The following is a 21,697-nucleotide window of genomic DNA, read 5'->3' as shown; positions in this document are numbered from 1 at the left end:
TTATTATTCTTCCGGTGCTGCAGCATTATTAGGGTCAAGTTTATGCTCTGTGCCATCACTATCAATTAACTTAGCGACAGTTTCTTCAGCCTCAGTCAAGCGCTTATTTAAATTACGACTTAACTTAACGCCAGCTTGAAATTCATCAAGAGCGTCTTCCAAAGGAACATTACCATTTTCAAGGTTATTGACAATTTTTTGTAATTGCGTCAGTTCTTCTTCAAAATTATTTTTCTTGGTTGTCATTGTCATTTCTCCTAGTTGTTTTTACAATTGCTTTTGCTTGCCCATCTTTAAAATGAAGATTCACTTCATCTTTTACGTTGACTTGTTCAATTGAACCCACAGTTTTTGCTGCAGTGTCAGTTACATACACATAGCCACGCTCAAGTGTTTTAAGTGGGCTGTAATCATCAAGTTGTTGCCCGAGTTGAGCAAGCTGATGCCGTTTTTCGCGTAACAAGTTGCGCATATTAGCATTTAATTTTTGATAGTAAAAATTTTCTTGCTGTAATATCTGCTCAATTCTTTTAGCCGGATTCTGTGCAAATAATTTTTGGGTACCTAATTGATAGCTTTGCCTATTTCTCTCAAGCAGATGTGTCATATTACGTTGAAGTCGATCACGTAAAAGATCCAAAGTTTGTGCTTGCTCATCGTACAATCTAGCCGGTTCGCGCATAATAACAGAATGATTGATCCGATTCAAAGCATCGCGCCGAACACGAATAACATTTTGCATACTAGAAAGCATACTACTTTGCAACTGATGAATATTGGCTAATTCATCGGTTAAATTAGGTGTTGCATATTCTGCAGCTGCAGTTGGAGTGGCAGCGCGTGCATCAGCTACAAGATCACAGAGAGTTGTATCAGTTTCGTGACCAACTGAAGAAATAACCGGCATTTTCATGTCGTAAACTTGCCTAACGACGGCTTCTTCGTTAAAAGGCCATAGATCCTCTAAGGAACCACCACCCCGACCAATTATCATGACATCATATTTATCACCATAATTAGCGATTTGCTTCATTGCGCTTACTAAGGAATCTGCTGCTCGGTCACCCTGTACCTGTGCAGGAAACAGATCCACTTGTGCATGTGGAAAGCGGCGATTAGCAGTTACTAAGATATCATGAATAACTGCACCAGAGGCACTAGTAACAACAGCAATATGATCAGGAAACCGTGGGAGCGGTCGTTTATGTTCTTGAGCAAATAAACCTTCCTGGGCTAATTTCTTTTGCAATTGCTGCAACTGCTCATACAAAGCCCCTAGTCCCGCTGGTTCCATTGCTTCAGCATAGAACTGATATGTCCCTTGAGGACCATAAACATCGACATACCCAGTGATATAAACTTTCATTCCCTCTTCAGGCTTAAACTTCACCTTATCAAAATAAGAACGAAACATAACAACATTGATTTTTGATTTTTCATCTTTTAAAGAAAAATACTGGTGTGAATTTCGTCTGTAACGAAAGTTCGAAAGTTCACCTTGAAGAAAAACCTTATGCAAATACGGATCATTTTTAAACTTTTGCGTAATGTAATAATTTAAATCCGTAACGGTAAGATATTTGCTATCTTCCATTTTTCCTCCTTGTCAATGCGACTACCTGTTCCATTAATGATTCAACGGTCAATGGTCCGATTCCACCTGGGACCGGTGTAATGTATTTTGCTTTTGGCAAAACCCCTGCAAAATCAACATCACCAATTGTTTTTCCATTTTGCCGGTTGATGCCAACATCGATTACGACGGCATCATCTTTTACCATATCTGCTGTAATCAGACCTGCTTGACCAGCGGCAGAAACTAAAATATCAGCTTTTCTGGTGTATTCATCAAGATGTTTCGTTTTCGTATGTAAAATTGATACTGTGGCATCACGCTCAAGCATTAATGCAGCAAGTGGCTTACCAACAATACTACTGCGGCCAATAATTACAACATTTTGTCCACGAAGATCAATCTGGTAGTAATCAAGTAAAGCCAAAATTCCGTGAGCAGTTGCCGGTTCAACAAAATGATCTCCCCGCCATAGACGGCCGACATTACTCGGTGTGAGACAATCAACATCTTTACTTGGACTGATGTGCTCTAATGCTTCATTAAGATTAATTTGATCTGGAACGGGTAACTGAATCATGATTCCGCAAACTTTTTCATCTTTATTTAAGCGATCAATTAAAGTTAACAGGTTATTCTGGGATTCATTTTGTGCAAGTTGATACACTTGTTGCTCAATTCCAACTTCAGCAGCCCTTTTTTTCTTGGTTTTCAAGTAAAGCTGACTACTGGGATCATCACCAATATTAATTACACAAAAAAGAGGATTTAGCCCGCGTTTTTTTAAATCCTTTACTTTTTCTTTAAGTTTACCAGCTCGTTTTTGCGCCAGCAACTTTCCATCCAGCAATTGTCCCACTATAAATTCCTTTTCTAAAAAAATAGCCGGCCTCTAGCCGACTATTAGTTATTTTTTGATAAAGTTTGCCAAAATACCGTTAATAAATGGCTTTGTTTTAGGATCGGCAAATTCATCACATAAGTTTAAAGCTTCATTTACTGCCGCTTTAGGCTCTATTTCATCACTGTACTTAATCTCGTATAAACTAACTTCCAAAATTGCAAGTGAAATTTGGTTAATTCGGTCAATTCGCCAATTTTTCTTTAAGTAAGCAGCAAGTTGGCCTTTTAATTCATCCCGCTTTTCAATTACGCCTTCAATAATAGTTTTTGAATAAGCAGAAAGTTCTTTCAGATCAAGCATCGCAACAGTTTTAGCTTCAACTTCGGCAGGAGTATATTTAGGCTCTTGATTAGCTAAATATACTGCTTGCATTGCAACTCTACGACTCTTGTGTTGATTCATTTTTACCCTTTTCATCAATGTCAGAGAACAGTTGAGAAGTTCCACCATCATCCTGTTCTTCTTCTGGAAATACCAAGCCGATAACATGAACGTTAATTTCTTTAAGGGTTAAATCAGTCATTTGAAGAACCTGACTCTTTAACGACTTTTGAAGCTCCTTGGCAATTTTAGGTACGTTACAACCAGCTTCAAAGCTAACGTAAACATCAGCAATCAAATCGCCCTCATCATTGACTCTGATTTCGATCCCACGGCGACGATCTTCACGACCTAAAACCCAGTTAATCCCAGATCTAACGTTACCATGCATTTCGGCAACACCGTCAACTTTTTCGGCAGCAATGCCCATGATAACTTCGAGAACACTAGGATCAATTTCGATTTCTTCACCGTTATTTTTATCATTTAAGACAATTTTTGAACTATCTGCCATTTTGTTTTACCTCAAAAAAACTACTTATTTGTTTGCACGAGATACGTAACTACCATCGACTGTATTGATAACTAAAACGTCACCTTCATTAATAAAGAATGGGACATTTACAACAAGGCCAGTTTCCATTGTAGCAGGCTTGCCACCACCAGAAGAGGTGTCGCCTTTAATGTTTGGCTCAGTCTTTGCAACCGTCAATTCAACGGTGTTTGGCAATTGGATTCCTAAAGTTTTGCCTTCATGCATAATGACACTGACATCCATATTTTCTTTTAAATATTTTGCTTCGTCAGTAATTTGATCATTCGGAATAGCCAACTGATCATAAGTTGTCGTATCCATGAAAACATAGCTTGAACCATCATTGTACAGGTATTGCATTCCCTTAGTTTCAATTTCTGCAGTTTCAACTTTTGCAGTTGACCGGAATGTATATTCCTGAACAGCACCGGTATTCAAACTCTTAAGCTTTGAACGAACGAAAGCACTACCCTTACCAGGTTTAACATGTTGAAATTCAACAATCCGCCATAAGTCGTTATTATACTTAATGGTTAGGCCATTCTTAAATTCGTTAACTGAAATCATTGTCATATTAAGTACCTCATCTCCATAATAATATCTTACCAATTCATGAATGATTTTACTATCAATAATATTTAACTTTATAAAGAAATTAATTCATCTTTGGGCAAAGTTGATAATGTTTCTGGTGTTTGATCATGAACAAGGATGTCATCCTCAATGCGAACGCCACCTTTATTAGGTAAATAAATTCCTGGCTCTACGGTGTGAACCATATTATTAACTAATTTTTGCTTTCCAAATGGTAGCGCAGGCTGACACAGTTCGTGTATTTCTAAGCCAATGCCATGACCGATTCCGTGACCAAAATATTGGCCATATCCTTGCTCATTAATGTAATCTCTTGCTGCTTGATCAACATCTTTGCCGTAATTACCAGCTACCGCAGCTGCTATACCACGTCGTTGAGCTTCATGAACAATTTCATAAATTCGATACATTTCATGGTCAACCTTACCTACTGCAACTGTTCTAGTGATGTCAGCCGCATAGCCGTGGTAAAACGCACCAAAATCAATTACGACCATGTCACCATCTTCGATCATTTTATCACTGGCAACACCATGGGCCCAAGCAGAGCGGACACCAGACGCAATAATCGTATCAAAGCTGGGACCATCGCCACCATTGATTTTAAACAGATAATCAAGCTTAGCTCCAATATTGCGTTCAACTGCACCAGGTTTGATTAAAGGCAGAATACCGTTAAAACTGTCCATCGATACGTCAATTGCATGACGTAAAGCGTCAAGTTCAAGGTCATCTTTAACATTGCGAACTCGTTCTACCAGTTCTTCGCAAGTCGCAAACTCAATTTGCGGATTCAATTCTTGAAGATGCGCAAATTCAATTGCTGAAACAAATTCGCCTTCAATTAAGACCTTATTTAAATTTAGAGCTTTTAGCTGGTTGCTAATTTCTTCATCCTGATTAGCTTTTTTCATAATGACTTTTAATTCGCCAGGAGCTTCGAACTTAATCTGATCAGCAAAGCGTGAATCAGATAATAAGATTCGGTCGCCTTGAGCGGTTAAAATCAATTGTGCTTCTTCACCAGTAAAATTCGTCAAATAACGGTAATTAGCCTGATTGAAAATCAAGATTGCATCAGCATTTTGCTCTTTTACTAATTTTGTTACTTCATCAATACGTCTATTTAACAGAGTTAATAATTCGTCTTGCTCAGTCATTGCTAGTACTCCTTACCTAAATACTTGAACTAATTTTACCGCGAAAGCCTGATAGATAACTAGCTAATTAAATTAAATATTATCAATTTAAAAACAGAAAAAAGACGAGAAGCACATGCTTTTCGTCTTCTTATTAAGAACTAAATTACTTAGCTTCTTCTTCAACTGGGATAACAGAAACTTGTTTTCTGTATTTATCCTTACGTTCAAATTTAACTACACCATTTACTAATGCAAATAATGTATCGTCTCCACCTTGACCAACGTTCTTGCCTGGGTGAATCTTAGTACCACGTTGACGATAAATAATCGTTCCAGCATGGATAGTTTGACCATCAGCAGCTTTAGCGCCTAAACGACGACCAGCTGAGTCACGACCGTTAGCAGTAGAACCTCCACCCTTGTGGTGGGCAAATAATTTAAGATTTAAAATATTCATTATCTCTTTCACCTCTAGCTTAATTCAATCTTTTCAACTGTAACCTTAGTATAAGGTTGACGGTGACCATATTTTGAATGTGAGTGCTTCTTAGGCTTGTACTTGAAAGTTACAACTTTCTTTTCCTTACCTTGTTTCTCAACTTTAGCAACTACTTTGGCACCCTTAACAAGTGGAGCACCAACTTTAACGTCGCTACCATCAGAAGTTAAAATTACTTGATCAAAAGTAACTTCCTTACCTTCTTCAACGTCAAGCTTTTCTACAAAAACACTATCGCCTTCAGCAACTTTATATTGCTTACCACCGGTTTTAATAATTGCGTACATTTACTGCCCTCCAAAAAAATACTTAGACTCGCCAATTGAGGTGCTTTCTTTTAGTAAAAGACTTCTTACCTCAAAATGTGCGGTTGCAGATGTGAAGGTCTCCACACATACAACTATTTCATATTACTACTCTAAGAGCAATTTAGCAATATAAATCAATCTAATTTCGCTAATTTAGATTAGATTTGCCACTTACCACCATGAACTTTAGCAATATTTTCAGTGACGATAAATGCTTCATTGTCGATTTCGCGTGCTTTAGCTACTAACTGCCCATATTCATTAGTATCAACGACTATTACTAATTGCTGTTTATCCTTGTCAGTATAACCTCCGACAACATTAAAAACCGTTAAGCCATCATAATCTTCCTGCAACATGTCACGAATTTCATCTAATTTACTATTACTCATAATGCGAACCTGGTATTTTTTATCAAAACCAGTTTCAGTATAGCGCATTGTAATGGTAGTAATAACTTGTGAAAAAGCTGCCAGCAAGAATGCTTCTGTACCATCAACAAAAAGATTCAAAACAATAATGGTCATATCAATTGCCATCAATGACATGGCCGGATCAATATAGAAATATTTCTTAATAATCAATGGTGGAATTGTCGTTCCTCCTGAAGAGGCATTAATGCGGTATAACATTGAAACGCCAATTCCCATTAAAACACCACCGTAAATGACAGCTAGCATATTATTCGAAGTCAACTTAAAACTTGGAGTAATTGCCATTAGTATTGGCAAAAGCATGCTACCCAAAGCTACTTTTTTTAAAGTTTCTTTACCAAGGAAAATGACTGCTAGAACCAGCATAAGCAAGTTTACAATAAAGACGGTTAAAGAGCGGTTAATTCCCCACACTGCATCTACTAAAATTGAAATACCGGTAGAACCTCCAGCCGCAACATTAATTGGAGCATAAAAAAAGTTGATTGCAATCGTAATTATTTCTAACCCAGCTAAAAAGAACAGCCAGTATTGCCACGTATGTTTATGTTTTATGTTTCCCATCTCATCTTCCTTTCATAAAATATAGTATTTAATTATACAAAAAAAGATCTATTTAGCCAAGAAATATGCTAAAAACGACGTTTTTTGGCACTTGATTTAAACAGATCTTTATTATTATAATTTTTAATTAAGTTTCCATAAAGTTTGCTAAATATGCTTTACTGTTCAAGCTTTTGGTATTCAATCGTTTGATTACCTTCGTAAGCAGGTAAGCCCTTTTCCGCACGGTATAGTGCTCGTTCAAAGGACTGGAATCCTTTGCTCGAACTAACAGCAAATTTAACATGATATTTACTGGCAAATTCCCTAATGTTCCAAGTACTATCATGGGCTGCAAATGCCGTTACTAGGATAACAATATCTAAATCTTTAATTTGATTTTCAATGACCTTCTTTTTTCCCTGAAAGGCATCAATTGCAAATGGAATTCCATGGTAACTTTTGACAATTCCTTCAAGAATAGCTTCATTCTGGTTGTCTCCAATTGCTATTCCTACGCGTTCATAGTGTAAATCTAGGTCTAGGCGAGCTAATTCTTCCTCTGTCTTATCGGACTTGACTTTTTTCTTTTTGATCTTGCTGGTAGTTTGCGGTGGATCAACCTCATATATCCACCTAATTTTAATTGCCTCCGATGGATCTTTTTTAATCCGAACATCCCCATCATACCAAGCCAAATCGACTATTGAGCCATCAAGTAATGGGACATTACCTTCAGAAAACTTGCCAGCGTCAACCGGCAAAAGAATACTTTTACCGCGAATGCGCAATTTTTGTCCTTTAATATTGCGACTAACTGAATAGTGCCCCGGTCTTCCTTGAACAACCCCATATTTAAAAGTTGATATCTGATCAACTTCCATACTGGGGAGTTGGTGGTAACCGACCACCCGCAAGATTTCTGCTTCATAATTTGAATTATTTTGCTCAGGTAATGCCTCAACAATATCCCCACTCTTTAAATTCAAAGCATGTATTTGGGACTCTTTGAGTGTAAATACCCGCCGATTGCTGTCATTAATCAGATCACAACCTGACAAAAGCCGAATCACGGTATAACGCTTGCCTTTACGATAATCACGTTTAGGTGCTGGCTTTTTCTCCAAGGCTTTTTCAAATACCTTTTTATTAATCGTCTCTTTAGTCGTTTTAGACGAACGTACTGCCTGTTCAAGCTTGTTAACGCTCTGACGAAACGATGGCGTATTTCCTTGAATAAACATCAGATGGTGAATTGCTGCTAGTGCCGTCTTTTTTGCTTTTGAATTGCCTGGAGAAAGTAATAATTCTGCAAGACTCGAAAATAGACTTTCTAGTTGCTGCTTCTCAGTATCGGCATTCTTTGCCTCACTTGGAGCAGCGTCTTTTTCATTTTCAGTCATCCCGATAATCAGCTTAATTGCCGCCAGACTATTTCGCAAACTCTGGTCATCACCACTTGTTTTAGCCAAGATTTGCTTTAAATTATTTCGATAGTCAAACATTTTTCTCAACTTCTTTGTTTCTTTTAAGTATGGTTAAGTATAACAATTAAAAAAGGCCAGCACAAAGCTGGGCCTTTCGTATCCACGTTCTGATTATCTTTTACACTAAAATGCTCCACCACCGGAACCTCCGCCAAAGCCTCCGGATGAATTAGAACCAAAACCACCATTTCTTACACTAGTTGAACCAGCAGCAATTCCTTTAATAAAGCAAGAATTAAAGTTCGTAATAAAACTATAGTCATAGAAATTATTCTTAGCTAAGTCTTCTTGCCCAAATTCAAGTTTAAGCTTTTGCAAAACCTTCTTAGCTAAACCAAACGAAACCGCGTAAGGCAAAATATCTTCCCAAATCGTCAGATCGCCGATATCCTTCACGTCAAAGCGACCGATATCTTTCAACATTTTCTTGAAGCTGCGTACCTTTTCGGCCTCAACAACGCCTTCTTCCGAATAAAGATTAGTTTGCCGTTTGTTTTTGAACATACTAAACCAACTAATTATGAAAATTAATGCTTCACCAATAAGTACCATCCAGAAGAATCTCCGCACAAAGAATACTGAGATAGCAGCAGCTATTAAACTAACTAATCTAGCAGCAACAATGGTTCTATTACTTTTTTTATTTTGCTCAAGCAAATTATTTGGCATGTAGCGATTTTTTGCAGGTGAACAAAATTGTCCTTCGGCCCAAGCATCAAATTGACGCCCTAGTTTTTTACCACGGGCTTTCTTAATCTGCTTGGTCGTAAAACTCTCACCATCTCCCACATGGTAAAATAAAAACTTCAGTAAATCATTTTCATCGCAAACTTTTTGATCAATTGCAGAGATTCGATAATGCGCTTTAAGACCTTTCTGGTCCTCTTCAATTTTAATCCTCTTCTGCTTTGCCAGCTCCAGCAGGTAAGCAGTGAAGGCTTTACTATTAGGACGTTTAGTTGTATCAATGATTTGAGCTATTACTGGATCAGCAGTAGGTATTTCATAACCATGAGCTAAATTCCTGATTTTAGCAGGTTTAAAGCCCACCTTTTTAGCAGAAAAGCCCTTGATAATAGAAAAAATCCCTGTTACCAAACTGACTAAAATTAACCCAATACTAATAAACAGATTACGGTTTTCTTTTTGTTTGTTCTCATTTGCAAGCTTTTGTTCTTGCTTGATAATCGCTTGTCGGCGATTTACCTTTTCGACATTTTTATTTTTAGCAGTCACACTAGTTGGAAAAATCGTCCGGATCCTAATTCCTGTACTACCCGCAAGATCTTTAGCAGTGACAACTATGCGACCTTTTTCAGGATCGACTTTAGTAACGTTTTCCAGTGGTCCATGCGACCATGCCTGCAGATCTTTTACAGGACCTGGAAAAATAATGCTAGCCTTAACATTTTCTAATTTAGTATTCCAGCCATTACCAATAATCATAAAATTAAGTTCAGCAACATCACGATAATTAGTAATAGCGTTGGTTATCCGGTAAAAGTAGGTTACTGTTAAGCGCTCATTTTTCTGGGAGACGGATTGCCTAACAGTGAACAAATACCCTTTGTCTGTCTTACTTACTTCAGGTTGTGGGTACTTATTGACCGGTCCATCATTTGTTTGCGTAGTTACCTTTAGATGTTTAATTTTCTGATTTTGATTAAGATTTTGCCTATAAAAGACCCCATTAGCATTCGAATGAAATTCATAAACGATTTTGCGTTTCAATGATATCGATCCATCGGAGTTTACCTTTGAAGTGACCTCATTGTCTTTAATGTTGTAACTAACCTCAGCTTTTACTTTTTGCGCCGAAGCTAAGCAAAAGATAAGCACGCCAATAAGTGATATTAGCCTATAAAGCTTGTGTTTCATCTTTTTTTCTACCTTTATTTAAATTGATTAACATTTTGACTTGGGATTTTGAGTAAAATGCCCGTTTTGCTCGATTTTGGATAATCGAATGATAAAGCTATCGTACAAATTCTGCTTGTTAATACTGGTTTTAGGTTAAGTGTTTTTAATGGCGGCTAAAAACACTTACCAGTTTTAGTCATGCTAAATTTGACCATAAAAAAGTGCGGCACTTAGGCCGGACTCCTTATTTTAATCGATCCCAATGCTGGTTTAAAAGGTAGTGCCAGCAATTTAGCTATCACAGGTTCTAAAAAATCCGCCAAAAGCAGCCTGCAGAATGTAAAATAAACTAAAGTTTTCCTTCAGCTGTTCGGAATAAAAAGGTGCTCTTTTTCTCAAATAAGTAAAACACAAATTATGGCGATCTTGCTTCTGATAATTATTTAATTTGCTCACTGTATGGGCTTGTCTCTTAGCCGCCTTATTCCATCTTGCGGTAATTGATAATGTTTTTTGACCAGCATTCAGGCTTTGGCGGTCGGAAACTCTGTCGCAATTACTAGCGCAACCATAGCTAGCTATCTTTTTGATTAAACAAAATAAGCCGTAATTGTTAGTCAGCGTACTGGATAATGATAATCGCTTTAAGATTTGGTGCTTCATAATTTATCTCACTAATTAAATTTTAATCAAGCACAATTATACAGATAATATAATTAAATTGATATAGTAATTAAAGTAAATTTGTCATCTTATTTTCGTGCTAATTAAATTAAATAACTGGTGATGAAAAAATGAAGAAAGTCTTTAAGTCAAGATAAAGTGAAATTTCTTGTTGCAATTAGCAAAACTTTTCTCTATAATAACTTATGTTCTTTGCGAGAAACAAAGAAATGGTCTGGTAGCTCAGCTGGATAGAGCAACGGTCTTCTAAACCGTGGGTCGTGAGTTCGAATCTCACCCGGATCATTATTTTTAGTTAAGACAAGTTTTACTAGATAGTGAAACTTGTCTTTTTCTTTGCTTAGCTTAATAGTTTGTCCAAATTTATTTCGATAAAAAGTAGCTATAGCAAAAAAACAGCTGTCATTATTAAGATAACAGCTGCTTTAATTACTGGAAGTTCGGTTACTCTTCTTTTTGGAATTTGGCCAGAATAGCCTTTTGGCGATGAGAACTAACTCGGTAATATGCCGAAAATAGTCCAGCAAATGTAAATACAATAACGGAGCCAACAAGCCACCAGCCAAAATGAACTAAATGAAATTCTTCCAAGAATTCATCAAGTGAGCAGATCATTTTAAACCAGCCGCCAAGACCAACAAAATACCATGCTGTTGCTTTATTAGTAAAGCTAATTGCAGTCCGAAAATCATTATCATCTTTGATGATTGTTTTCAAAACTTTTTGGGCACGACTTTTTTCAAAATGAATTTTTAAATTTGGCATTATCCAATACCACGGAGATATTTTGGCAATGGATTTACTAGAGTTATCAAAATCCTTAACGAAACGCTTATAATCGGAAAGTTCCATTAACCCCTGGTTTAACGGAAATGAAAATAACAGCCAATCACCAATTAGGCTGATACAGTTAATAAACAAAGAAATAATAATCACCCTTCTTTAAATTTTATTGTGCTAAAAATAACATGAAATTAGTATTTTGAGTCAATTTTACTCTTTCAAAATTACTAAAGTTTATTATAGCCAAACAAATTATGTGACGGGTAAAAATCATTTTTATTCTAGCAAGTGGTGGTTAGTAATAACTTATTTAAAAGCAAAAAAGCTGGCTCAACTAAATTTGAAAACACATAATATTTTAGTTGAGACAACTTTTATTAAGCACGTAATAATTGATCCACAATCAGTCAATTATTGTTTGCCATTATATTCATTTTTAAACTTCTTTAACATCGCTTTTTGCCGCTTTTGGCTCACCCGGTAATAACCTGAAAACAATCCGGTAAAGGTTAAAAGAATTGTGCCACCAATTAACCACCATACACTGTATAAATGTACTTCATTGAAGAAATCATACAAAGATGAAATCATCTTAAACCAACCACCGAGAGATACAAAGTACCACGCAGTTGTCTTGTCAATGAAGCTCATTGCTGTCCGAAAGTCTTCGTCATCTTTTACAAACTCACGTAAAATCTTTACCGCACGTTTTTTCTCAAGGTGAATCTTCCAGATCGGCGCAAACCAATAAATAGGTGAAATTTTGGCTTCAGTCTTACTAGACTGGTCAAATTCTTTTAAGAAACGATCATAATCATAGAGCTCCATCAGCCCTTGATATAAAGGAAACGCAAAAAGTAACCAGTCACCTAATAAACTTAGAAAATTAATAAATTCAGAAATTTTAATCACTTCTTTTGAAAAACTTGAGTACTTTGGAAGATCCCAAATACCTCCTAATTACGTTAAAACAAATTTTAGATTATTTTTCAATATCTATGTCTGATCAATATTCAGTACTTAATTTACTCAAATTAAAACATTGCGGCGTTTTCAATGATATAAATATTCGATTAATGAAAAAGATAATAAAATACTTTCCATGATAAAATAACAAAATAGCTATTTTACTTTTTCCTATTTCAACATGATTCATCTTTAGTCTACTTCTACACCAGACTTTTAGCAATTGTCGAATAACCTAAGTTAATGCACTATAATTAATAATTTGTTTTGATTATCATCCCCTTTAAATATTTTACAATTATAACATGAATACTGCCTAATCAAATCTTTTTTAATATATAATTAAGATATAAATTTTTAATAATTAGCTTGAATTATCGAAAGTCTCAAGCCTTTTTTAATAATTTTTTTCTTTAAACTTGCTTTTTTATTTTTTCTTTAGTATGATATTGCTTAAATATTTATGAGAGGTTTACTATTATGACGACATTGAAGAAATTCACTCAACCACAAGTTAAATATTATTTTTGGTACTTTAGCTATTTGATCTGAGTGCCTATTCGTTGTTATCTTAGCACACAGTTCAATTAAGAATGACAATTGTGTGATGAGATGCTTTTAAAATAAAGCCTTCTTTTAAGAATCGCACAGTTGTCGTCGTCTGTGCGATTTTTTATTGGAGAAATAGAGAGAATGAAAACTTTTAAAAAAATTGGATTAGATACCTTAAACGGGCTTTCAACAGGAATTGTCGTAGCCTTGATTCCGGGAGCGTTAGTTGGTCAATTAGTTAAAATGCTATTACCGCTTTGGCCTGAACTAAATTTTATTTTAGTTTTAACTTCCTTTGCCTCTGCCCTTCTACCTGCTATTAGTGCCGTTTGCGTTGGCATGACTGGAAAACTATCGCCAATTCAAACTTCATCAATGGCATTAGCAGCAACTGCTGCAGCGGGCAATTTCAACATGATTAACGGCAAAATAGTTGTTATTGGCAACGGAGATGTCATTAATACCGCAATTACGATTATGATTGCATACGGCCTAGTCTTATTCCTAGGTAAAAAACTTAGAGCTTACACTATTTTACTTGTACCACTAATTGTTCTGCTTGTAGCTGGTGGTATCGGCTGCTTAACTCGCATTCCAGTTAGTCAAGCGACCAAGTTAATTGGACTTGGTGTAGAGAATCTGACTAAACTACAACCTATTCTAATGGGCTTTTTTATGGGTATTGTCTTTGCCCTGCTTGTGGTTTCACCAATTTCGTCAGTCGGAATTGCAACTGCAATCAATATTTCCGGTATTGCCGCTGGTTCCGCTAACCTTGGTATTACGGCAGCTGCCTTTGCCTTAGCTATTTTTGGTTGGAAGTCAAACTCTTTCGGTACTTCTATTGCACATTTTCTTGGTTCACCCAAAATGCAAATGGCTAACTTACTTACCAAACCTAAGTTATTGATTCCATTAATGGTAAATGCTGGTATCATGGGAGTATTAGGTGCAATTTTTAACATTCAAGGTAATCCGATGAGTGCCGGCTTCGGTTTTTCAGGTTTAATTGGGCCTGTGGCTGCAATGGCAAACCGTCCAACTAATTTTAGCAATATTGCATTAATGACGATCTTATTCTTTATCTTACCGATCCTGTTAGGCTTAGTTGCTAACTACCTTTTAAGTAATAAGCTAAACTTCTTTAGTAGTAAAGACTTTGAATTAGATTTTAACTAGTAAGAGTGACATTAAAATAAAAGGTCCATTAAAGCCGGCAATACATTAACTTCTGTTTGAAACTCAGTTAAACATTTGCTAGCAATAATGGACCTTTTTTAATTAGCGCTTATAAACAATTTTACCATCCGCCATCGTTAAAGTGACTTTAGCAAAGCGAATTTCGTCAGTTGGAACTTTAAATAAATTACGATCAAGGACAACAACATCGGCCAATTTGCCCGGTTCTAATGTACCTAAATCTTGTTCAAATGATTCTGCATATGCCGACCATTTGGTGTATGCACGCAAAGCTTCCGCCAAGGTAACCGCATGCTCTCGGAAATATCCACCCTTGGGCTTTCCTTCAGTTGGTTCACAGCGTGAAACGGCTGCATAAATTGTCCAAATGGGTTTAATCGAATAAACTGCCGGAAAATCTGAACCAAAGGCCAAGTGGGCCTTTGCATCTAAAATTTCCCGATAAGGCCAAGCACGTGAAAGCCGCTGTTGTCCAATACAAGGTAAATAACCCCCACTCATGTAATCACCTATACAATGTTGCGGTTGGACAGCACACATCACATTTAATTTTTGGAGGCGATTAATATCATCTTTTTTAATAGTATCGATGTGCTCTAAGGAATTATGCAAGGTAAGCTTTCCCAATTTAGACTGTGCATTCTCAAATGCATTTAGAGCCATTGTGCTGGCTTTGTCACCAATAGTATGAATCTTAACCGGATAACCCTTCTTTTGTGCATCTAAAACATATTGGTTTAGCTGGACTTGGGTTAAAGAAGTATCGCCATAAACTCCTGGATCATTGTCATATTCTTTACTTAATAATGCTGTATGTGCCTCAATTACACCATCTAAAACTTGCTTGAGACCAGCAACTCGGTGCTTATCGGTATGATACTTTTGCTTTAATTTAATAGCTCCCTCCAAGTCGGTCAATGAAGGAAAAGAAGAGATCCTAGTCGTTAGCTCGTTTTCTTGCTCAAGTTCTGCGAAGATTTCGGGAATATCATGGTTAATTAAGCCAGAGGGATAAACATCGGCAACGGAAGTGATTCCTAATTTACGGAAGTGCTTTAAACACTTCAATAAAGATTGCTTTAATGTTGGTACATCTAAAACTGCATCCATCATTGCTTTAGATGCAGGTGGTTCATATAAAATACCATTTAACTCACCATTTTTATCATGCCCATATATTCCTCCCTGAGGATTTGGCGTATCCTTGGTAATCCCCACTTTTTTCAAGGCGATATCATTACACCAAACTGAGTGCAAATCAAAGGAATTAAGGCAAACGGGTCTATTGAGATGCAACTTATCAAGTGAATCTTTCGTCGGCATATGAGGATGATCCCAAACTTCTGAATACCAACCGGTTCCATAAATCCACGGATTATGAGGATGTGATTTAGCAAAATCATTTACCCTCTGAACACATTCCTCTTCACTTTTGCAGTCCATCATCTGAATACAAAAATCTGGATCATTTTGAACTGCTCCTAGTGATAAATGCAAATGAGAATCATTAAATCCAGGCATAATTAAATGGTCACCACAATTGATAATAGTTGTTTTTTCACCAATATAGCCTGTCATCCGATCAACGGGAACAATCTTCATTATGCGATTATTTTTGATTAGTAGACACCCCGTAATTGGTAGGTCATTATTACCAGTAAAAATGGCCGTTCCCTTTAAAATATAGTCAGCTTTTTGCATCATGATTCAATCTCCCCTCTATTTTTTAGCTTTTTGACCAATTTCTGGTAACGCTAAAATACAAATAACTGAAAGTCCAAATACCAAGGATTCTATTCCTAAATTTTTAGCATAGTCATTGCCCGCAATCTTGGAGACAAGAATGGGAATAATATAGGAAATTAACATTGAGACTGTTCCAACAATGCCTCCAGCACTACCTGCGTATTTTTCACCAATCTCTGGAAATTGGATTGGCATTGCTTGAACAATTGGTCCACTAATAGCTGTAAAGAAGCCATTAATTACTAGCATTGCCCATAAGAAAAAACCTGCTGGTGTATACCAAGTAAAGTACATAACAATTGCTCCAATCAGCGTTGTTACGGTTAAAAACATTTTGTAGCGACCAAGCTTATTGCACCAAGCTGGACCAATTAAAGAGCCAAAGAAACTACCGACGGTTACAACCGCTGACATCACGCCAGCAGTTTTGTTAGTAATTCCTTGTCCCAATGTGAGAGCTTGCGGCAAAAAACCAGCATAAGCAGTTGTTGAAGCAATTCCTAATCCAGCACAAATCGAAACAATCCATGTGTTCTTACTCTTAATTGCCACTTTAAGATATTTAGCGGTTGGTTCAGCAGGAGGCAAAGACTCTCCTTTCGGAGTATCCCGAACAAACATCATCCAGCAAATGGTAAGTATTAACAAAGAAACTGACGAAAATAGATAAGCAGCATTAACTGACGGAAACCATGAACTTGTTATCTGTGCGAGCGTAATTCCAAGACAGGAAGCGGCGTAAAACACTCCCATAGCTGAATCAGTATCCTGCTTAAACCATGTCCCAAGAACTTTAATCAAATTTGCATTTAATAGTGAAATGAAAATTCCACATAAGAGCAACATAATCATCATCATCCAGAAATTAGCTGCAATAAATCGACCAAAAGCGCCAATTACGGATAATACACATCCCACAGAAATTACCTTTTTCGATCCAAATTTATCTCCTAAAGATCCTGCAGGAATACTGAGGACAACAGCAACCAACATTGGAGCCATTAACAAGCTTGAAAATTCAGCCGTAGTAATATGAAGTTGCGGCATTATTTCAGTTGCTAGAGCTGAAACCTGAAATTGAATATAGTTTGCAATAAAACATAACAAACTAACGATAGTAAGAATTACCCATCGATAGCTTGGTAATTTTTCTTTTGCCATAGTTTTTCTCCTTTTCTATTAAATCCACTTACGGAAAGTGAATTATCTTTTCGGAAAGTTATTTAAACTGTAAGCAAGAAACTTAACAATCAACTTTGGTGACATTTTGGGTAAAATATAACCTTAGTTTGGGTGACTAAACTATCGTGATAGAAGTTAAAAAAAGACCTTCAAAGTAATACTTTGAAGGTCTTTTCCTGATTATTTTCCTTGATATTCCATAAAAATATGCATTAACTGACTTCGTCGATCAACCGCTAATTTTTTATAAATACTGTAAATATGTGATTTAACTGTTCCAACTGAAATAAAAAGTTCATCTGCTATTTCCTGATTTTTCTTTCCTTTTAAGACTAAACGCAAAATTTCCGATTCTCGTTTAGTCATTTTATAATATTTACAAAAATCAATAACTTGGTTCTCTTCATTAGCATTTTCCTTTTCATGAATCATTGCCTGATATTGGTTCATTTTTTGCTGAACAAGGTTTTCTAATTGATTCTTATTAGCTATTTCTTCCTCTTTTTTAGCAAACCAAATGATTAATAAGGAAATGATAATTGAAAATAAATCTTCATTAAAACCAATAATTTTCATGTAAGACAACAATTCACTAAAGGCTGGGATGTCCAATCCATGAATAATAAAAAAGACCATTCCTTCAATTACTGAAAGAATCATCAGAACAGCAGTTAATCCTACCGCTTTATCATAATTCTGTTTATAATGGATGCCTCTGTTTAATTTTTTAGAATAAATGGCATAAATTAGGCACAAAAATAAGATTCCGGAATCTTGCACACTTCTTTGCAAAATAGACGTATCAAAATTATTGTAAAAGCCTAAAACTGCCACTATGTCTACTAACGTAACACCAATAATTGGTAGATAAAAGAAAAAGCGCGGTTTTTGCAAGAGCATGCTAGACATTAACTTGACATAACAGCAACCACCAATTAAATAAATAAGAATCCTAATTAAGCAGTAGGCTCGATTATTAATCTGTAGCCATGAATTACTCATTTTTAATATATCAAATGAAAAAGCGGTCGTACTATCAATAATTAGAATGACGTATAGCAAGACTGCATAATAAAAAAAGTTGTTTCCGGTAGCTTTATATGCGTAACCAGCAACATTAATAACCCATAGATATAGAATGATAAACAAAATGTTATAAATATAGACAAATATTTCTTGCAAGTAACTCACCCCTAGATTCTGCAAATAAAATATAATAAAGATACTTGAATCATGTAAAAGTATACGAGTTCATCATAATCCTTTTTAGCAAGTTATTTTTCGTTATAATCAAACTATTTTTCCAATTGTACTTTCCTAAAAGTTTAAATTATTAAATACTGCTATAATTACAGATGACTTAACAAGAAAGGAAAACTAATAAATGATAAAGTTTTATGGTTACAAGCGTTGTTCAACTTCCAGAAGTGCACAAAAATGGCTAAAAGACCACGATGTAGACTTTGAATTACAAGACTTAGTTGAAGAACCACCAAAAAAAGAGGATTTGGTTAAATGGATGAGTGAGCACCAAGACCGCGGCTTAAAGTATTTCTTTAATACCCATGGTCAAGACTACCGCAAACTTCATCTTAAAGATAAAGTTGACCAAATGACAATTGATGAAGCGGCAGAGCTAATGTCCCAAAATGGTAAACTGATCAAAAGACCATTAGTTGTGGATGGTAAAAAATTAACTTGTGGTTTTAACGAGGAGCTATACCAAAATACTTGGTTATAGTTTTTAGCCCAAACGAGTCTAACGACTCGTTTTTTTACTTTAGACCAACTTTCTTATTTTAATCATAACAGGTAAAATAAGTAGTTAAAAAAGGAGCTTAGCATGAAATACAATCAATATGCCTACGTTGAAACTGACTTTAATACTCAGATTAAAGAACTAATTAATATCAAATTCTTACCTAGCAACTATCAAACTCTATCATTTACGGATCTTTTAAAAGTAATGTCTGAAAACGCCATAGCTGAGGTTGCTCCAGATGCTGAAGATGCACGTCAAGCAAAATTAACCGAATTTGCTGTTTCTTCCGAGCAAACTTTAGCGGATTTTTTAACGCAGCAGCCTGAACAAGAAACTGCCACGCAGTTTTATAATGTTGCTTTGCAGCTTTTGGGCTATCATGTTCATTATGATTATGACTTAGATGATCCCCTGAAATTGATGAAAAAGCAGGCACTACCGTTTTTAACTAAGTTTGAAAACAAGGATGATTTGATTCAGGGTTTTTACCGCCTACTTAATACTCGTGCCAAAAATGGTCAATTACTAATTGACGTCATGGCAGGCAAAGGCTACTTTTATAACCGGCGTCAGCTATTTGACAGTAATAAGTTTGTTTTCTTAAATGGTAAAAGCCTGCCAGTTTTTGCCACTAGTAAAGTAATCAGAGAAGTTGTTTACGTTGAAAGCGACTTAGATACTGATAATGATGGGCACTCAGACCTTCTCCAAGTTACTATTTTTAGACCATTTGAGAGCCAAAAAATGCCGGTACCGGCATTGTATACAGCCAGTCCGTATTTTGGCGGTATCATTGCTAATGAAAAGCGCAACCACAACGTCGACGAGAATTTAAGCGATGCTACTGAATGGACTAATCCCCAATATGTACCTTCTAATCAGGTAACTGCTAAAAAGCCAACGGGTACAAATTCACCTGCCAATCAGGCGATTGAAAATGCCGTAGGTAAATCATCTTACGGTCTTAATGAGTACATGTTAGCCCGCGGGTTTGCCAGTGTTTTTGCCGGTGCAATCGGTACACGCGGAAGTGATGGCTTACGCATCACGGGAGCTCCAGAGGAAACAGAAAGTGCAAAAGAAATTATTGAGTGGCTTCATGGTGACCGAATTGCATACACCGATCGCTCACGCAAACACGAAACAACCGCTTTTTGGTGCAATGGCAATATCGGCATGACCGGTCGTTCTTATTTAGGAACTTTGCAAATCGCAATTGCAACCACTGGTGTTGCCGGTTTAAAGACCGTGGTTTCTGAAGCAGCCATTTCATCTTGGTACGACTATTATCGTGAACACGGCTTAGTCATTGCCCCGGAAGATTGTCAGGGAGAAGATCTTGATTTACTTGCTGAAACTTGCCAGTCAAATCTTTGGGATGCAGGTGATTATCTCAAGATTAAGCCCAAGTATGACGCTATGCAAAAAGATTTATTGACAAAAAGCGATCGAACAACGGGACAGTATTCAGATTTCTGGGAAAAGAGAAATTACCGGCATCAGACAGATGGCATTAAGTGTTCTTGGATTAGCGTTCACGGTTTGAATGATTGGAATGTTAAACCTAAAAATGTCTATAAGGTTTGGCAAAAGGTTAAGAACTTGCCAATTAAACAGCACCTCTTTTTACATCAGGGACCGCATTACAACATGAACAACCTAGTTTCAATTGACTTCACTGATTTGATGAACTTATGGTTTGTCCATGAATTACTTGAAATTGACAATCATGCCTACGAGCAATGGCCAACCGTAATGATTCAGGATAACCTAGAAGCAGATAACTGGCATGAAGAAGCTGATTGGAGCAACGATCTTGGGCAAAAGACGATTTACTATCCGACTGATGACAGCGAATTACAAAAGGATGGCAACGGCAAACAGCATCTAAGTTTTACTGACCTTGGCGGCAAAGAATTTAAGAAAGCTAAAATTACGGAAAGTGACTGGCAGTACAAATTTATTTGCGGTGATGAAAAATGGGCTAAACCAAGTTTGCGGTTTACCACTGACGAGTTCATCCATCCCGTAACTATTGCTGGTCGACCTCAAGTCAAGGTTCGTGTATCTTCAAGTCTTAATAAAGGCCAACTTTCCGTCGCATTAGTAGAACTGGGCAACCGTAAACGCTTGACTCCTACCCCTAAATTCATCATGCCTAAAGGACAAGAGCTAGGCTTTCGGTTTGGTCAAGATACATTACAAGAATTCCAACCTGATAAGCTGACACATGCTAAGTTAATTACGAAAGCTCACATGAATTTACAAAATTATGCCGATTTAAAACGGCCTGCCGCTATTAAACCAGGAGAATTCTATGATCTGACTTTTATGCTGCAACCAACATATTACCGGATTCCGGTTGGCAGCAAACTCTGTCTGATTATCTATTCAACTGATCAAGGAATGACTAAGAGACCACTAGAAGAAACTACCTATACAATTGACTTAGCTGGAACTGAAATCAATTTTAGTCAAAAATAGGAATTAGATTTAAGAAATAAATTTTGCACTAAAAAAGAGCTAGATCTTAATCTTGATATGAACCCCGAAGTTAGGACAACTTCGAGGTTTTTATTATGGCTAAATTATCCAAACAAGATAAAATTGAAATCTTCAATC

General features: G+C 36.4%; 21 protein-coding genes, 1 tRNA gene and 1 other annotated feature. Of the genes, 4 read left to right on the top strand and 18 right to left on the bottom strand.

The features are described 5' to 3' along the window. Nucleotides 1-3: 3 nt before the first annotated feature. The 13 genes from J3U69_RS02025 to J3U69_RS01965 form a co-directional block, all read right to left on the bottom strand. Nucleotides 4-246 (bottom strand): exodeoxyribonuclease VII small subunit, encoded by a 243-nt coding sequence (locus J3U69_RS02025; protein ID WP_267412879.1) that lies wholly within the window; start codon nt 244-246, stop codon nt 4-6. After that, a complete protein-coding gene (xseA, locus tag J3U69_RS02020) occupies nt 227-1,594 on the bottom strand; it encodes an exodeoxyribonuclease VII large subunit (protein ID WP_267412877.1) in 1,368 nt (455 codons plus the stop codon). The genes J3U69_RS02025 and xseA overlap by 20 nt, the downstream gene beginning before the upstream one ends. After that, nucleotides 1,584-2,432 (bottom strand): tetrahydrofolate dehydrogenase/cyclohydrolase catalytic domain-containing protein, encoded by an 849-nt coding sequence (locus tag J3U69_RS02015; RefSeq protein WP_267412876.1) that lies wholly within the window; start codon nt 2,430-2,432, stop codon nt 1,584-1,586. The genes xseA and J3U69_RS02015 overlap by 11 nt, the downstream gene beginning before the upstream one ends. 48 nt (nt 2,433-2,480) lie before the next feature. After that, entirely contained in the window at nt 2,481-2,879 is a 399-nt protein-coding gene (gene nusB, locus J3U69_RS02010) for a transcription antitermination factor NusB (protein WP_103751818.1), read from the bottom strand. Continuing rightward, on the bottom strand, nt 2,857-3,312 hold the full coding sequence (locus tag J3U69_RS02005; RefSeq protein WP_103751819.1) for an Asp23/Gls24 family envelope stress response protein: 456 nt from the start codon (nt 3,310-3,312) through the stop codon (nt 2,857-2,859). Before J3U69_RS02005 ends, nusB begins: the two co-directional genes overlap by 23 nt. 24 nt (nt 3,313-3,336) lie before the next feature. Continuing rightward, nucleotides 3,337-3,906, bottom strand: coding sequence for an elongation factor P (gene efp, locus J3U69_RS02000; RefSeq protein ID WP_103751820.1), 570 nt, complete (start codon nt 3,904-3,906; stop codon nt 3,337-3,339). 71 nt (nt 3,907-3,977) lie between these two features. Further along, a complete protein-coding gene (locus J3U69_RS01995; protein ID WP_220219836.1) occupies nt 3,978-5,087 on the bottom strand; it encodes a M24 family metallopeptidase in 1,110 nt (369 codons plus the stop codon). Nucleotides 5,088-5,232: 145 nt separating this feature from the next. Further along, a complete protein-coding gene (gene rpmA / locus J3U69_RS01990; RefSeq protein WP_046307181.1) occupies nt 5,233-5,526 on the bottom strand; it encodes a 50S ribosomal protein L27 in 294 nt (97 codons plus the stop codon). A gap of 14 nt (nt 5,527-5,540) precedes the next feature. Then, complete coding sequence (gene rplU / locus J3U69_RS01985) at nt 5,541-5,855, bottom strand: 50S ribosomal protein L21 (protein ID WP_103751822.1); 315 nt, start codon at nt 5,853-5,855, stop codon at nt 5,541-5,543. 14 nt (nt 5,856-5,869) lie between these two features. Next, nucleotides 5,870-5,950 (bottom strand) — a sequence feature (ribosomal protein L21 leader region). A gap of 84 nt (nt 5,951-6,034) precedes the next feature. Continuing rightward, nucleotides 6,035-6,874, bottom strand: a complete 840-nt coding sequence (locus tag J3U69_RS01980; protein ID WP_103751823.1) for a YitT family protein — start codon at nt 6,872-6,874, stop codon at nt 6,035-6,037. 158 nt (nt 6,875-7,032) lie between these two features. After that, nucleotides 7,033-8,358, bottom strand: coding sequence for a DUF2325 domain-containing protein (locus J3U69_RS01975; RefSeq protein WP_267412875.1), 1,326 nt, complete (start codon nt 8,356-8,358; stop codon nt 7,033-7,035). A 105-nt stretch (nt 8,359-8,463) separates the two neighbouring features. Then, nucleotides 8,464-10,218: a DUF2207 domain-containing protein gene (locus J3U69_RS01970; RefSeq protein ID WP_267412874.1), complete on the bottom strand. Its 1,755-nt coding sequence runs from the start codon at nt 10,216-10,218 to the stop codon at nt 8,464-8,466. A gap of 273 nt (nt 10,219-10,491) precedes the next feature. Beyond that, nucleotides 10,492-10,863: a hypothetical protein gene (locus tag J3U69_RS01965; protein ID WP_267412873.1), complete on the bottom strand. Its 372-nt coding sequence runs from the start codon at nt 10,861-10,863 to the stop codon at nt 10,492-10,494. 232 nt (nt 10,864-11,095) lie between these two features. On the opposite strand from J3U69_RS01965, the gene J3U69_RS01960 reads away from it, so the two are divergent. Then, a tRNA-Arg gene (locus J3U69_RS01960) sits at nt 11,096-11,169 on the top strand. A 159-nt stretch (nt 11,170-11,328) separates the two neighbouring features. On the opposite strand, the gene J3U69_RS01955 is transcribed toward J3U69_RS01960, so the two are convergent. Further along, nucleotides 11,329-11,805 carry a hypothetical protein gene (locus J3U69_RS01955; RefSeq protein WP_267412872.1) on the bottom strand — a complete coding sequence of 159 codons (477 nt, stop codon included), beginning with the start codon at nt 11,803-11,805 and terminating at the stop codon, nt 11,329-11,331. Between the two features lie 273 nt (nt 11,806-12,078). Then, nucleotides 12,079-12,579 carry a hypothetical protein gene (locus J3U69_RS01950; RefSeq protein WP_103751828.1) on the bottom strand — a complete coding sequence of 167 codons (501 nt, stop codon included), beginning with the start codon at nt 12,577-12,579 and terminating at the stop codon, nt 12,079-12,081. A 747-nt stretch (nt 12,580-13,326) separates the two neighbouring features. On the opposite strand from J3U69_RS01950, the gene J3U69_RS01945 reads away from it, so the two are divergent. Further along, nucleotides 13,327-14,364 (top strand): PTS sugar transporter subunit IIC, encoded by a 1,038-nt coding sequence (locus J3U69_RS01945; RefSeq protein ID WP_220219895.1) that lies wholly within the window; start codon nt 13,327-13,329, stop codon nt 14,362-14,364. Between the two features lie 102 nt (nt 14,365-14,466). Here J3U69_RS01945 and J3U69_RS01940 read toward each other — a convergent pair whose 3' ends face one another. The 3 genes from J3U69_RS01940 to J3U69_RS01930 form a co-directional block, all read right to left on the bottom strand. Next, complete coding sequence (locus J3U69_RS01940) at nt 14,467-16,089, bottom strand: amidohydrolase (protein ID WP_267412871.1); 1,623 nt, start codon at nt 16,087-16,089, stop codon at nt 14,467-14,469. 15 nt (nt 16,090-16,104) lie between these two features. Beyond that, on the bottom strand, nt 16,105-17,292 hold the full coding sequence (locus tag J3U69_RS01935) for an MFS transporter (RefSeq protein ID WP_103751831.1): 1,188 nt from the start codon (nt 17,290-17,292) through the stop codon (nt 16,105-16,107). Nucleotides 17,293-17,493: 201 nt separating this feature from the next. Further along, a complete protein-coding gene (locus J3U69_RS01930) occupies nt 17,494-18,495 on the bottom strand; it encodes a response regulator transcription factor (protein WP_267412869.1) in 1,002 nt (333 codons plus the stop codon). Nucleotides 18,496-18,697: 202 nt separating this feature from the next. On the opposite strand from J3U69_RS01930, the gene J3U69_RS01925 reads away from it, so the two are divergent. Together J3U69_RS01925 and J3U69_RS01920 are read left to right on the top strand one after the other, a co-directional pair. Continuing rightward, nucleotides 18,698-19,054, top strand: coding sequence for an arsenate reductase family protein (locus tag J3U69_RS01925; RefSeq protein WP_103751833.1), 357 nt, complete (start codon nt 18,698-18,700; stop codon nt 19,052-19,054). Nucleotides 19,055-19,156: 102 nt separating this feature from the next. After that, on the top strand, nt 19,157-21,559 hold the full coding sequence (locus J3U69_RS01920; protein WP_267412868.1) for a Xaa-Pro dipeptidyl-peptidase: 2,403 nt from the start codon (nt 19,157-19,159) through the stop codon (nt 21,557-21,559). Nucleotides 21,560-21,697 lie beyond the last annotated feature (138 nt).

The organism is Lactobacillus sp. B4026 (assembly GCF_026535825.1).
Taxonomy (GTDB): domain Bacteria; phylum Bacillota; class Bacilli; order Lactobacillales; family Lactobacillaceae; genus Lactobacillus; species Lactobacillus panisapium.
This window is presented reverse-complemented; position numbering and strand designations above follow the sequence as displayed.